General features: G+C 36.8%; 13 protein-coding genes and 3 pseudogenes. 3 read left to right on the forward strand and 13 right to left on the reverse strand.

Features of this window, described 5'->3' with window-relative positions; genetic code table 11:
- Positions 1-128 precede the first annotated feature (128 nt).
- Positions 129-1,004: an AraC family transcriptional regulator gene (locus tag AC1VOR_RS18375; RefSeq protein WP_482619937.1), complete on the forward strand. Its 876-nt coding sequence runs from the start codon at positions 129-131 to the stop codon at positions 1,002-1,004.
- Positions 1,005-1,075: 71 nt separating this feature from the next.
- Here AC1VOR_RS18375 and AC1VOR_RS18380 read toward each other — a convergent pair whose 3' ends face one another.
- From AC1VOR_RS18380 to AC1VOR_RS18405, 6 genes and pseudogenes are all read right to left on the reverse strand, one after another.
- Positions 1,076-1,882: a class I SAM-dependent methyltransferase gene (locus tag AC1VOR_RS18380; RefSeq protein ID WP_482619939.1), complete on the reverse strand. Its 807-nt coding sequence runs from the start codon at positions 1,880-1,882 to the stop codon at positions 1,076-1,078.
- Positions 1,883-1,889: 7 nt separating this feature from the next.
- Positions 1,890-2,054: pseudogene (locus tag AC1VOR_RS18385) on the reverse strand (HTH domain-containing protein); the annotation flags it as partial.
- Between the two features lie 28 nt (positions 2,055-2,082).
- Entirely contained in the window at positions 2,083-2,394 is a 312-nt protein-coding gene (locus AC1VOR_RS18390; RefSeq protein ID WP_482619941.1) for a type II toxin-antitoxin system RelE/ParE family toxin, read from the reverse strand.
- A 12-nt stretch (positions 2,395-2,406) separates the two neighbouring features.
- Positions 2,407-4,266 (reverse strand): N-6 DNA methylase, encoded by a 1,860-nt coding sequence (locus AC1VOR_RS18395; RefSeq protein ID WP_482619943.1) that lies wholly within the window; start codon positions 4,264-4,266, stop codon positions 2,407-2,409.
- Positions 4,267-4,416: 150 nt separating this feature from the next.
- Complete coding sequence (locus AC1VOR_RS18400) at positions 4,417-4,689, reverse strand: type II toxin-antitoxin system Phd/YefM family antitoxin (protein WP_482619945.1); 273 nt, start codon at positions 4,687-4,689, stop codon at positions 4,417-4,419.
- 136 nt (positions 4,690-4,825) lie between these two features.
- Positions 4,826-5,617 carry a hypothetical protein gene (locus tag AC1VOR_RS18405; protein WP_482619947.1) on the reverse strand — a complete coding sequence of 264 codons (792 nt, stop codon included), beginning with the start codon at positions 5,615-5,617 and terminating at the stop codon, positions 4,826-4,828.
- Positions 5,618-5,818: 201 nt separating this feature from the next.
- On the opposite strand from AC1VOR_RS18405, the pseudogene AC1VOR_RS18410 reads away from it, so the two are divergent.
- Positions 5,819-6,121, forward strand: a pseudogene (locus tag AC1VOR_RS18410) (ISNCY family transposase); the annotation flags it as partial.
- 87 nt (positions 6,122-6,208) lie between these two features.
- On the opposite strand, the gene AC1VOR_RS18415 reads toward AC1VOR_RS18410, so the two are convergent.
- Positions 6,209-6,586 carry a MerR family transcriptional regulator gene (locus AC1VOR_RS18415; RefSeq protein WP_482619948.1) on the reverse strand — a complete coding sequence of 126 codons (378 nt, stop codon included), beginning with the start codon at positions 6,584-6,586 and terminating at the stop codon, positions 6,209-6,211.
- A 154-nt stretch (positions 6,587-6,740) separates the two neighbouring features.
- Between AC1VOR_RS18415 and AC1VOR_RS18420 the strand changes: the two genes are divergently transcribed.
- Positions 6,741-7,379: a nitroreductase family protein gene (locus tag AC1VOR_RS18420; RefSeq protein ID WP_482619950.1), complete on the forward strand. Its 639-nt coding sequence runs from the start codon at positions 6,741-6,743 to the stop codon at positions 7,377-7,379.
- 152 nt (positions 7,380-7,531) lie between these two features.
- On the opposite strand, the pseudogene AC1VOR_RS18425 reads toward AC1VOR_RS18420, so the two are convergent.
- From AC1VOR_RS18425 to AC1VOR_RS18450, 6 genes and pseudogenes are all read right to left on the reverse strand, one after another.
- A pseudogene (locus tag AC1VOR_RS18425) lies at positions 7,532-7,729 on the reverse strand (23S rRNA (uracil(1939)-C(5))-methyltransferase RlmD); the annotation flags it as partial.
- A 268-nt stretch (positions 7,730-7,997) separates the two neighbouring features.
- Entirely contained in the window at positions 7,998-8,816 is an 819-nt protein-coding gene (locus AC1VOR_RS18430) for an ABC transporter permease (protein WP_482619952.1), read from the reverse strand.
- Positions 8,817-8,823: 7 nt separating this feature from the next.
- Entirely contained in the window at positions 8,824-9,645 is an 822-nt protein-coding gene (locus AC1VOR_RS18435; protein WP_482619953.1) for an ABC transporter permease, read from the reverse strand.
- Positions 9,642-10,688 carry an ABC transporter ATP-binding protein gene (locus tag AC1VOR_RS18440; RefSeq protein WP_482619955.1) on the reverse strand — a complete coding sequence of 349 codons (1,047 nt, stop codon included), beginning with the start codon at positions 10,686-10,688 and terminating at the stop codon, positions 9,642-9,644. Before AC1VOR_RS18440 ends, AC1VOR_RS18435 begins: the two co-directional genes overlap by 4 nt.
- 611 nt (positions 10,689-11,299) lie before the next feature.
- Positions 11,300-12,835 (reverse strand): DUF6271 family protein, encoded by a 1,536-nt coding sequence (locus AC1VOR_RS18445; protein WP_482619957.1) that lies wholly within the window; start codon positions 12,833-12,835, stop codon positions 11,300-11,302.
- A gap of 151 nt (positions 12,836-12,986) precedes the next feature.
- Positions 12,987-13,967 (reverse strand): glycosyltransferase family 2 protein, encoded by a 981-nt coding sequence (locus tag AC1VOR_RS18450; RefSeq protein WP_482619959.1) that lies wholly within the window; start codon positions 13,965-13,967, stop codon positions 12,987-12,989.
- Positions 13,968-14,225 lie beyond the last annotated feature (258 nt).

Here is a 14,225-nt window from a genome sequence, read left to right on the forward strand (position 1 = left end):
CCGCTTGTTACATGTCCATTATGGTGGTAACTACAAATTATGCGGTAGCCGAAAGCTGCAATAGGATTGCCTAATTCTCCAAAATGCAATAAAGTAAATTGTAAAATGGTTAGATTGGAGGAAAGGGCTTGAGCGAATTATCCAGACAAATCGAACGTGTTGCCGTACAAGACGGAACTTACATTACCGCCTATCCTGCTCTTTCCTTTGTTCGTTCTTCCGAAGTATCCGAGCCGATTCCTGTCGTATATAAACCTTCCTTATGCGTGATTGCCCAAGGTACCAAGCAAGTGCTGCTGGGATCAGAAAGCTATACTTATCAACCCGGCAGCTACCTGGCTGCTTCTGTACATCTGCCGATTACGGGACAAGTGATTGAAGCCTCACCACAGACCCCTTACTTGTCCTTGCAGCTTCAATTTGAGATCGAGCAAATCCTGGATGTGATTCAACAACCCGATTCGAATATAAACAATGGCCTCACTTCTCAGCGTGCCCTGGTCATCAGCCGAATGAGCGATCCGCTGCATGAAGCTATCCTGCGACTGATTCGTTTGCTCGATACCCCGGAGGATCTGCCAGTTCTGGCTCCTTATGCGGTACGCGAAATCCTTTACCGGATGCTGCAGACCGAACAGGGGAATGCCATCCGGCAGTTCGCTCTTTTGGGTAGCCGCGCCCAGCGAATCGCCCACGTGATTGAATGGATGAATCGCCACTATACGAAAACTATGCGGATAGAGAAGCTAGCGGAAGCAGCCGCGATGAGCACATCTTCTTTTTTTGCCTGCTTCAAGGAAGTGACCGCCATGACTCCCCTTCAGTACCAAAAACGGCTACGGCTCACGGAAGCCCGGAAACTCCTCTTCGCAACCACAAACGATGCGACCAGCGTCGCTTATCAGGTTGGCTACGAGAGCGCTACACAGTTCAACCGTGAGTATGCCCGTTTGTTCGGTCAGCCGCCAATTCGGGATGTGCGCCGATTCCGGGAAACGATTTAACGACAGCACAAAAAGCACCCACAGGTTCCCGGGGACTGGCCCCTGAGCGTGAGTGCTCTTAATTAGTGATCTTATCGCTTTCTTGCCTTGATGACAAAAGTTACGGGAAGCATACTAGCCTTCCGGGCAAATTCGCTATCATTGGATTCCATCATTCCCTGATCAGACTCTTCAACCATTTGCTCGATGATAAATCCTGCTTTTGCTAGCGCATTCACATAAGTGGATAGTTTGCGGTCTGAAAGAGATAGTACGCCTCCACCAATAGATACCGAGTACCATGACTCATCAAAATAAGATTTCTTGAAAAGAAGCAAATCATTTTCTGCTGCGACACATTTATGTATGGGATGGGACCAACTAAAAATAAAAACACCATCTTTTTTCAGGTAAGAGGCAATCCGAGAAACGGTCCCCTCAAGATCGGTAGTCCAGCCTATGCCATAGACTGAATAAACATAATCGAAATAATTTGCTGGTATCCCACATTCCTCTTCCATCGGAGAGCAAATCAATTTTGCCGAAAGATCATGTACCGCCAAGTGCTGCTCGGCCTTTCCGATTTGTTCTGCTGAGATATCCATTCCCCATAATTCTGAGGCTTGGCGCTCCCCCAAATACTGCAAAGAATGACCGGTACCACAACCGATTTCCAGCACTTTTGCTCCTGCTAAATCACCGAAGAGTTGACACTTCTCTTCTGAAATAAAGGCCCCATAGAAAGGAAGGGCCGTTGTTCCTATAACCGCATTTCCTTGGGTATCCCAGAAAGACTCGTTTGTTGCATGAACCTTTTCCTTGTCCAGTTCAACCGAAATGGCCACTCCCACCTCACCCGCACCAATAATATTGGTTCTGTGGCTAGCATCCTTCTCCAATACAATCCCCTCCATTAACTATAACCTCAAATCCACTGGTACATATTGCATCAATATAGCGATAAACGCTTCTTATGTTGATCTCTAACTTTTATGATATTTGCTTCGCAGTCCATTTCTCTCCCGAATTCAACATCCCAAGAATGGTTAGCATATTATCATTTTTTGGGATAACATAACCCTGACCTAGGCAGATAATATCAAAGCAATTTTTCATAATCACGTTTACTATAAATAACGCGTCGAACTTCTACAATATTGTCCATTACAACATAGAATACGAGATAATTCTCAACAACAAGCATTCGATAATCGTCCTTAAGCCTCCTCATACCTCTATAATAATGTCCCGAGAAAGGGAATTGTTGTAAATTGGAAATAGCCTTATCAAGCTTATCAACAAGATGAATTGCAGCTTCTGGTGCAAAAAACTGTTCATTAATATACTGAACAATATCTATCAAATCTGATTGTGCCACCGCAAGATACCGTAATCTATACTTTTTCTCCACTTTGTGACCCCTTTAAACTGTATTGTTAATACCTAATTGTTTAAGCAATATTTTGTTTTGCAATGCAAACTTTTTTTCTGCTTCCTTTATAGTTTCTTCGTATTCTTGCTTATTCAGTTTGAGCTTCTCTCCTACTTCATTCATGAATTCAATCGAAAATGAAGGGATTTCAAGTTGCTCCAATCTGGAAGGGGTGATCAGTTTAATGGTTGTGCCCGTTTGTAGAGCATCTATCATCCTACGTCCTGTATCACTCTGTAAAAATTCATACAAAACGTAAGCGTTATATCGTTTAGGATTTACTCGAATAATTGATAAATTCCCACTTATAAATGCCTCATGAAATGGATTTTCTACTATAGCAAACTTAATCATTGAACCTTTGGAAGTGATGAGGATATCCATTGGTCGAATTGCAAACTTCTCAAGCCAGTCTTGCTTTTTATAGGTAATTTTCGCCCCCTCATCATAATTAATTCTCCCATTCTCTATATCTTTAATATTTAGAAAGTAATGTGTTGCAGACACCGTGAGATCTTCATATTCTTCTTTCGATAATTGGACACCACGTCTGATTTCCGCAATATCACCAAGCTTTACTGTATGCTGAAAAGATTGCTTCAAAATATCAAAGTCTAAATATTCTTTTGAATTCAGGCTAAAGTTATAGGATTTTATTTTTTCAACGTTAATTAGTCTACAAAAACGCTCCTCCTCAATTCCATTCCAATAAGAGTCAATGATTTTTGAAAGACCTTCCTCAGTGATCGCATGTTGATTTCGATTTATTCTGTATGAATACTCTCTGGCATCTATGAATAATACTTTGCCCTGTCTATTTTCAGGTTTCCTTTTATTAAATATGATCAATTCTGTACTGATGCTGGCTTTAGAGTAAAGATTCTCTGGCAATGTAATGATTGCTTCGATTAAATCCTTATCAATAATGGATTTTCTAATGTGGACTTCACTACTTCTAACTAAAGTTCCTTTTGTGCCGACTACAATGGCTTTTCCATTTTGATTTAGATGGTACAAAACATTTTGATAAAATGCCCAATCAGCCGATGATTTCGGAGGAATTCCATGCTCGTACCTGACATCGTTCCACGCATTCTCTTGATTCCAAGCAGCGCCAAAAGGAGCATCTGAAAATATAAAATCAAAAGTGTGACTCTGGTCCTCTCTACTTACAAGGTCTAATACATCTTTATTAACAATGTCAAAATTGGGGACCCGATTTATAAGCATCAACAATTTGGAAATTAAATAGGACGATACATTCATCTCTTCCCCATAGTATGATATGAGGTTATCTCTTCCCGAAGCTTTTAATCGGTGAAAAATTTCAAGATAAACACTAGAAATCCCAGAACAGTAATCGGCAATTGACCGAATGTGTTCAATGCGAGCCAGATTAAGGGACAGACTCGTAATTGATGCAGGTGTTTCATGGGTCGCTTCATCGCCGCCAAATTTAAAAGCTATTAAGTTAATAAGTCGGACCATTTCATCCTGGTGGTTGAATTGAAAGTGATTCAAATTTTTCCATACAGTTTCCAACGCTCGATTAGTAGAGTTATTTGAAAAATGAAGGAATGAAGAGACCAGTCCCGTAAAAATACCCTGAAACTTTTCATTCTCATCCTCCAGTTGTTTCATTCTGTCATTTAACCAATCCACACTTGAGTTTTCTTTAAAATCAAGGGACCAATACATATTTTGCCCGTTGCCTTGTTCAAGATTATTTAAATAGTAAATGGATGTTACGACCAATAAAATACGAATAGATTGTTCACTGGTGTAAATACCTCTTAAATCATCAAGGCAAATCCAAATCAATTTATTCAGTTCAACATTTCTGTCGCTCACTTCACTACCTCCATATAGGTATTGTCATACCTAAAAAAAATGAACAAAAAAATATGTATACCCATACCTAAATATATATCATGGTACAAATTGGTTGTCAAGGAGATCAAACAAACTGAAGGCAATTCGCCCCCAGTTTGTTAATTATTCTTAATCTCCCTTACGAATCCGCTGTCTTAACTGATTAAACACCTCGTCATGACTATAACGAACGTCAGAGTTATAGGCTTCGCTTTCAGCCTCTTGCAGCTTTGCAAAAATCTCGGTGTTGTACTGCATATTCTCATACTGCTCAATACTCATAACAACCATATCACCGTGTCCATTTTTCGTAAGAAATACCGGTTCACGTGTCTCGTGAACAATCTTTGATATTTCGGCAAAATTATTTCGCAGATCGGATACAGGTCTAATTTGCGGCAAGGCATTCCCTCCTCATAACATCATTTTATCATTATTATGATAACCAATCAACTTCATCTTTATGCAACTATAGTGGACACCTTCGGAGATCATGCAGAGCTAATCTAATTTACCTAAAGGAGGAAAATTTGCTTGCCTACACCATAACAATTTCTGTAGGTCGCTTGAAGCGTGACATCATGACAAATCCTATGATTTGAATTAAGAACACAATAACGGACATATCTACTCGATTGACAACGAAAGCTAGAGCAGGCGCAACGATAATCGCAGCAGTAACAATCCAACGTTTGACTCCTTGTTTGCCCAAATTTTGCTTGACAAGGAAACCGATTATAATGATGAGTAATGTAGCAGAGAGGAAAAGTGTCACACCCAGAAGCAAAATGCAAATCTGAATCCACAAAGTAGTCCCCTGCTTTACAGCAGAGAAACAAAATACGATATACATTGTAACGATTGCAAACCCTAACATGGGCCAGATCGGAGCATACAACCTATGAATATAGCTCAACCACTCGCTGTTATCTTCTGTTTCCCTCATTTTATCCAATTGTCGACCAAGCTTGTCCACCTCATTCACAGTCAAAGCTTGCAAGGAATGAAGTAGCATTGGATTAAAATGCTTGTAATAATCCCGTACGATCGTAAGCTGCGTGTTTGTCATATATGGCCCGCATTCACCCAACAACGCATACAAGTGCTGTTTGCTCGATTCATTATCCAGATGAAGCACGCTCGCAATGCTTAATTCCAGCTTTGTAAAGAGACTTTGCTTTAACTGTACGTTTGCCAATTCATTCTGCTGCCTGTGATCAATCATACCTTTGAATTGCTTGTACATCCAGACCAGTACCGTGCCAATAATCGAAATGAGGAATGTCTCGGTCGTATTTGCCTTCAAAAATGTCGCGATTTCCGTCCACATCGTTATGCCTCTCTCCCAACTTTATCGCCTTGTAAGTAATTTTTTATAATGTGATGCAACGTATCTCTGGGTACGATTTCTGTTTATGTTGAAGATCCCGTACAGGGCATCAGGCAAAGACATATAAATAAACACCTTGAGATTGATAAGGAATTCGACAACATTCCCAATCATTCGCCAAAGTGGTAATCAATTCCTGGAGGTCGGACTACCAAAGACATTGAAGCCTTCTTGCTTCTCATGTATTTGAAACGTCGTTATAACTTTGGTTATGAAACACTCGTTCAAGAAGACAGCCTGACGTGGCGTCGCTTTTGCCAGATTCCCATTTACAAAAAACAGATTTTACAACCTTGCTCAAAGCTCGCAAACGTTATGGCGACAAATAGGTAGAGCAACTCAAGGAACTGCTCCTACAAAACCTGGATGAAGCTCACGTGCTGAAGCATCGATCGTAAATTTCACACGGATACAACGGTTAACGAATCCGATATGCACCGCCCAATGACGAGATGCTAGTACCCGCAGTGCAGCAACATAAAGAACAATTTAGATCCGTTCCTCACTATTGAACTACGAAAGTTGAGTTACTTACTCATCATGTAACGGTTCGCATTTCATTTGAAATCCCGCCCTTCCCTCTAACACGTCCATCAGAAATAGCTTTGATGCTTCCAGTTTCACTTGAAGCTCTTGAATATGCTGAATTTTATCTTCCACAATATCTCGCTGCTCCTCGTAAGAAGTTTGGCATTTATTCACTAGCCAGCTCAATTCCTGAACTGTAAAGCCCACTGATAATAAAGTCTTCAAATCATCAAGAAAATTAATGATCTCCTCATGATATTCCCGGTAGTTATTATCATTTCTGGTTATTAACTGGGCAGGAATGAGCTTTTTGCGTTCATAGAACCGTAAGGTTGAGATAGGTACTCCTGTAGATTTGGACACTTGCTTTGCTTTCATCATTATTCCTTTCCTTATAAAGAGATTCAATAATAATATTTATAAATTTTGATTCTTGCTTACTATGAACCTTGGTTCATAGTTTATATTGCAATTATGATATCCGACGACTTCAAAAATGTCAAAAAAATTCGGATTATCCCAAAGGAGAGATTTCATGTCTGAACGTATTCAGAATAATAATTTTTTCGAAATTATCAAGGGACGTCGATCCGTACGTCATTATGATGAGAGCGTTAAGATTTCAAATGAAGAGTTACACGAAATCATAACTGAGGCCAGCCTAGCTCCTTCTTCAGCCAATTTACAACCATGGCGTGTAGTCGTAGTTCAGACTCCGGAGGGCAAAAATAAGCTTCGTCCTCTAATGCGGTTCAACACACTACAAAATGATACTTCCGCGGCGATGCTGATTATTTTGGGTGATACCCAAAGCTACCTGAATGCAGAAGAAATCTTTGATACTGCTGTTCAGCAAGGAATAATCCCCCAAGAAGTGCGGGACAAGCAAGTGCCTCAGATCATGAGCATGTATTCCGAACTCACTAAAGAGACAAAGACTGAGGTCGCGAAGATTGACGCAAGCTTGTTCTCCATGCAACTTATGCTGGCTGCTCGTGCACATGGATATGACACTAACCCTATGGGTGGCTTCGAGCAAAATCAGATCGTAACTGCATTTGACTTGGATGCAGAGCGCTATGTCCCTGTCATGGTCTTGTCTATTGGCAAAGCACAGGAAAAAGGTTATGAAGCGACACGTATGACCAGTGAGCAAATTACATTCTGGAGATAAGTGAGCACACGCTACTAATAACTTGCAGCCCCTTCAGTCCACGCTACGGCTGGATTAAAGGGGCTGCTTATTTTAGCTCTCCTTATTTCTGTAGTCCCTTCCCTTGTTGGTAAAGGACATATACTTCACTGGAAGCTGGCAACGGAAGACTTCTACGTATCTGTTCGACATAGTCCTACCACGCACTCCACATGTGTCGTATGCGAGAACATATCGACCGGTGTGACCTCGACCGTCCGATACCCGCCGTCCTCAAGGATGCGTAGGTCGGGGGCCAGAGTCGCTGGGTTGCACGATACGTACACCACTCGCTCAGGCTTCATTTCGAGAATTGTCTCCAAAAGCCGCGGATAAGTGGGAAAGGCTATATGCTAGCTTATTTTGAGTATAGTATCTCCGAGTTAATCCATTAAGCTTTAATCAAAAATAAAAGATATCAGCCATGTATGCCATTATTGCTTTCCAAATATCTTATAATGGGTTGCTAGAAACAAATCATTCCATCAATTTTGTTCAAAAAGGCCCGAGATAGTCCGACCCTTTAAATACTAAAAGAACTAGACTAAAAAATTGCACGATCTTCACTCCCAAGTGATGGGGAATTTTAGATCCGAAGATTTATGATCCAGTTCCAGAGTATGCCCTTGCTCCTTTCATCCATATTTTATAACTTAAGCTAAAGAACATTATACTTAATAGTGGTGATAAATATGTCATTAGTGGCATTTGACTTGGCCTTAATAAAAACAAACTTGGAAAATATGCACCAAATGCAATTGGAATAATAAACGAAAAAACAAAACGAAAGAAAGAACTGTATATAGTAATAGGGTATTTGGTGTAATCAGAGAACTTAAACATAAAAGTCATAACAAAAGAGGATGTTAACCAAAAACTAGAAGCTGCAGCAATATTCATTATTGCTATCATAAATAAAGAAGCTGTAAGCCAACCTATCAATAATAAAAAAATATTTATAGCCGTGAAAGGTATCGATAACTTATACCATGCATAACCCAAAATTCCCAAACCAAAAAAGAAATAGGATAAACCTTTAATATCAAACGTTTCGGATATAAAATAAAAAAATATATTAACTGGTTTAAAACAATATTTTATAAAATCACCATTAAACAAGGAATCCCTTAAATTCCAGTTATTTATAAAAAGGGTTTGGGTAGGAGCAAGTGCTAATATTGAAAATCCATATAAATACGTCATTTCATAAAATGACCAACCCATAACATAAGAAAAATTTTGAAATATTATCTGAAATGTTAGAAAATTGAACAAATTAATAAATATATGAGCAATAGTCGAAATAATAAAATCCGAACGAAAACTCATTTTTCTCTTTAAATCCATTACTAAAGCTATCCTATATATATTTAAATAGAATCGTAAGCCTCTTGGGGCAGTTGCAATTCTCTTAATCAATTCTATCCTATCCTCCATTCACAGTAATCAATTTTTCCGATTTTCTCCAAAAAAATCTACTAATAACAATCATAACAATAACCCACAAAAACTGTTTCCCTAAAATATTTATGTAATCATACATATCGTAATTTTTGTTAATCAACATTTGTAGAGGGCTCGCATATATCTCTTTAAAAGGAAATATATCTAGTATTTCTCTTATACCTTTTGGAAAAAAAGCTAAAGGAATAGTTGCCCCTGAAAGAAATAATACTACTACCTCTTTCATTACATTTATACCCCATATGGATTGCGTATATAGACAAATGGTACCCACAAAAAAATCCACGCAAAAATTTATAATCATAGCCAATAATAAACTTAACAAAAAATAGAGTATATTAATACGGACTATCAGACTGTCATCTGTAATTAACCATACAACATAGAAGGTAGGTACGAATGTAATCAAAAATGTTATAACACTTTTCCCTAAAGCATAAAAGTAAGTATAAGTTTGGTAGTCTATTGGTCTAATTAAATCTCTGACAATTTGTCCGGATTGATAATCACATCCTATTTCCCATACAACACCACTATTTAAAAAATTAAACATTGCTGCCGCAAGCACTAAATAAATCATTGTTTCATGGAATGTCATTCCATTTATAACATCAACGGAATTAGATGCATAAATTGCCTTCCACAAGTGATAAATTATTATCAAATAAATTAAATTACCAATAAAAGTTACCATTGCATTTGCACGCAAGTTTAAACTGACCATCAAACTTCCTTTTGTTACAGCGAAATACTTTGAGAATGAATAGTAGCGCTTGGCTTTCAATTTATACCTCCTTCATATATTTTTTTAACAACACTCTCTGTTGAAATCTCCTGTATTGCCATATCTACTATTGTTCTATTTTTCTGAACACAATTGACAACCTCCATTATTGAGACTTCATCTTCTTTTAGTTGAACATTAACCCATTTCTGGTTCTTACTAACTACTAAAGATGATGCAGAAGGAAAATGTAGTTTTAAGATATTCGTCAACTCTGTAGCTATACCATTAAGCATAGCTTCTTCATGCTCATAGTCAATCATGCTGAATTTTAATTTTATAATCCTATAATCACCAAAATGTTTTCTCAACATTTCAATATCGTTATCGTATATAACTGAACCTTTATCAATAATTACTGTTCGTTTGCAGAGTGCATCTACATCACCCATATCATGAGTAGTTAATATTACAGTAGTTCCTTTTTCACGATTTATAGCCTGTATTAACTCACGAATTTTCCCTTTCATATATACATCTAAGCCAATTGTTGGTTCATCTAGAAAAACTATATCAGGATTATGTAAAAATGCCGCCAATATATCACTTAGAGTCCTCTGTCCCAAGGACATTTCCCGTACCGTTTTATTATATAATTCTGCTACACCTACAAGTGAATCGAAATATACTAGATTATCCCTAAAAGATTTATCATCAATCTGATATATTTCTTTGAAAATTTTAAAAGATTCAATTAAAGGTAGCGACCACCAAAGCTGTGATCTTTGCCCAAATACCACCCCAATATTCTGTGCAATTTGAACTCTATTTTTATATGGGATTTTTCCATTAATTAAAATGTTCCCGTTACTTGGTTTTAGAACACCAGTCATCATTTTTATCGTTGTAGACTTTCCCGCGCCATTTGGTCCTAGGTAAGCAACAATTTCACCGGGTAAAATATCCATTGTAATATCATCAACAGCTTTTACAATTTTGTAATCAGTAGAAAATAAATCCTTGAAGCTTCCTACTAACCCTTCTCTTTTGTTTAATATTTTGTATTCCTTCGTTATATGTTCAAACTTAATAATTGGCTCCATAATATACTCTCCCATAATAAATCAAAGTTTTCTCTCGCGTTTATTCACTTGTTATTGGATTTTTAACCTTCGGCCTTCCCTCGTTACTTCTCTACAGAAATATATAGGGCTCCCATAGGTCGAGATAGGAGCGTGTTAAAGAGTTATACTAAAGCCATGGACGGGTGAATCTTAAAAAATGAAAAAGATTCACAAAAGCAAACAGGAATATATAGAGCTGATGGTCGGTTGAACTCACCGCTGAATTCGACTGGCTCGAAGAAAATCTGGCCTCAAGTGAGCCCCTTTGAAGAGTGCAAAATCATGATCAGACGGAATCAACCGAAGTTAAGCATTAAACGGCAAGCCGCACTGCTCTATGTTAACCGGACGAGCAAGTATCGGCCTGGAAGTGAGAAGCAGTCAAATAGAGATTGTGCAGCTCATACATCGGATCGATGAGATCTACATGAAGCACCCATACTTTGGGGATCGCCGGATGACTAAGTTCCTGAAGAATTCAAGGCTTCCCTGTATAACGGGAGCGTTTACAGCAACTGATGCATATATTTGCATATTGTTCATAAAATGGGCATAATTACATTATTGATTTAGGAATTCATTTAACAAAATCACAATACATTTGATATATCTATTTTTGCAGCCGAACTTACAATGTCCTTCCACTTCCTAAGCAACTCTATACTTAAGGAGAAATCATTATTTACATCTTCAATAATATTTTCTCGATTACTCCATAATATTTCTCCAATTTGCTGATATATTGGCAACTTCGATTTCCTTAATATATCATTACAAAGAGAATCTATTGTACTGATTCTATTTTTATATTTAATTTGCATAATTGTTTCCTCTAGCAAATCAGGTAAAGTTGTTCCTCCTCTTTTTTCAAGCACTTTAATTCCCTTTTCGCCATCACATAATCTCTGAATACTGGAATTCTTCATAAATGTTCCATATAGCAAGTCTAACTCTATGTTTTTCAACATTCCCTTCCAATACTCTACCAACTTCATAACTTCATATCTACTATCATCATGAACGTGCATAATTTTACTCTTATGAAATATAATAGGAACCTTGCATAAATAGGCTATGAAATAAGTAAAGTAGTCATAACCTATTCCATTCTCGCCTATAAAGTTAGGAACATATTTATATATTTCCTGCATACTTACATTTCCGCATTCTGGCATAGTGTTATAGTGAAATTTAAATGTATTTTTTAGAACTGGACCTCCTTGAGGAGTTATATAATCAATTTCATTATAATCATATTTTAATTGTTCATTAATATCTTCTTCAGGTATGTTACTTAATCTAAGTATTTTTCGCACAACTTCGGGATCATCTTCTTTCAATCTATGTAAATCTAAATTCCAGTTTCCTGCATAATCACCACCAACTATACATATAGTTTCATCATTTTGAAAAGTATCTTTTTCAAGAACTTCAATATCATTAAGAACACTATTAATTGGTTCACCTAAAAACTTAATTTCTTGATGTACAGGATAATATCGATTTTCTATGCTACCTAAAAAACAATCCGAGTCTCGTCTATGAATTGCTTCCACTTCAAACATTATTCCAACAATAAAAATCCAATTAAATAATTTACCGTAATCTATTTTAACCGGCATTAATAATTCGTGAAGTTTATTGTAATTAATACCGGAATTTTCCGCCAATTTATATACAAGACGATTTAAATCTTCTAATCCTAAATGATATATTTCAAATTCAAATTGTTTCCGCAACTGGACTAAGTAGGTATGATTTTTAATAAAAATATCTTCTCTTGAATTATCAATTACTACTAAAAATACCGACTTCCCTGTTGCCTCTATAAATTCAAACATTTCTTTAATAATCGAATTTACAGACTTATTACACTCTCTATGAGTTGGTACTACAAACATATCATGTCCCTTTGTTATGTTTACCATTTCCATTCCCCCATTATCAATTGTTTCAGAAAACATTACATTTTCTAAACTAAAATCGAGTTTAATTAGATTGTATGCCAAGCATAATCGGCCGAACTCAGTACCCCGCTTAACAAATACTGAATATCCGTATCCATCAATATATTGGCTTTGTAACCAGTTTACTTTTTGAGTTTTTCTTGCTACAGAGGGAGGCAAGGCATCGCTTCAAGCAGTTCATCGTAATTGTAGGGTACATATTTTCAATTTTCTTTTCCTGTAAACTGGCTTTTGGAGCTTTGTAAGTTCTGGCAGGGAGTATGAGGAGTGTTCAAAAATTCAAGCTTCTGGGTGCATTTCCAATAATTCTTCAAATCTGCATCTTAAATGCATCTACCGGACTCTTTATGTGTTGGTGCATAATATCAGCAACTTCATCATAGTTCCATGGATCTCTATATTTATGTAAATTTGATTGCATTACTTTTATATTTTCTTCAAATCTCATATAACAAAAATGCCAGATACTTCTCATACCAGAGTTATAAAGCTTCTCCCTTATCTTAGCATTAAAGAAATTCGTGAAAATGTCTAAAAGGTTTACTTCAGCATCATTGTATTTTTCAACAAACACATTATAATTATAAAGCCATTCCTTGTATCTTTTTTCTTCATCTAGAATTACATCCTCGTATTGATCATAAGTTTCTATATAGGGGTTGTAAAGAATTTTAACTCCATTCTTCTTCAATCTATATGCTAATTCACAATCTTCTAATCCCCAACCCTTAAAATCTTCATCAAATCCCCCAAACTCCATTATAGTTTTTTTAAGTACAGATATATTATGTGAGTATACTAAATGCCAAATACCCTCCAATTTTTTAGTTTCATAATTATATTTCTGAAATACGCCATGTCGTGAATCTTCTTCATATTTCATTGTTTTAACTTCATCAATATCCTCTTTAATTTTTTCAACTAAATACTTTCTCGTTCCAAATTGGATAATTTCATTTCCCTCTTCTCTAGCTAATTCAAAAAATAACATATGCATTTTCGTGAAATCACTATCAACAATTTGATCGCAATCAAGAAATACTAATATATCGCCTTTTGCCTGCTTTATGCCATTATTTCTCGCATATGATCTACCAGATAAATCTGTTCTTTCTAAATATATATAATTAATATTTAAATTATATTTTCCATATAGCTGGTCAGCAATATCAATGGAACCATCATTCACAATTACAACTTCAAAATCTTTATATTCCTGTCTTTCCAATGACCTTAGAGTATACTTCAGAACATCAAATTTATTATAATATGGGATAATAATACTTATCATTTACTCTACCTCCTTAGTAGTTTTAAAGATATGAAGCCATGGATTGTAAAAATAATGGCTAATGCTTGATGTTTTCTTGGGTGATCGAGCACAAGGGACCATTTCCCCCTATTTAGACTGCACTACCTACGCGGATTCAGTGCAGCGTCATCAAGACAAAGAGCATACCCTCAAACAGCTCCGCATCTTGATGACCCGAAAATTTCATGTGGCTGAATGATCTTTTGCTGTTGCTGTGAACATAGAAACTCCCTTTGA

The sequence above is a fragment of the Paenibacillus sp. 1SOY10 genome, from assembly GCF_056836745.1.

Coding starts and splice junctions, on each gene's coding strand:
- AC1VOR_RS18415 (WP_482619948.1), bottom strand. CDS start 6,586: ATGATGAAAGCAAAGCAAGTGTCCAAATCTACAGGAGTACCTATCTCA.
- AC1VOR_RS18405 (WP_482619947.1), bottom strand. CDS start 5,617: ATGTGGACGGAAATCGCGACATTTTTGAAGGCAAATACGACCGAGACA.
- AC1VOR_RS18420 (WP_482619950.1), top strand. CDS start 6,741: ATGTCTGAACGTATTCAGAATAATAATTTTTTCGAAATTATCAAGGGA.
- AC1VOR_RS18450 (WP_482619959.1), bottom strand. CDS start 13,967: ATGATAAGTATTATTATCCCATATTATAATAAATTTGATGTTCTGAAG.
- AC1VOR_RS18440 (WP_482619955.1), bottom strand. CDS start 10,688: ATGGAGCCAATTATTAAGTTTGAACATATAACGAAGGAATACAAAATA.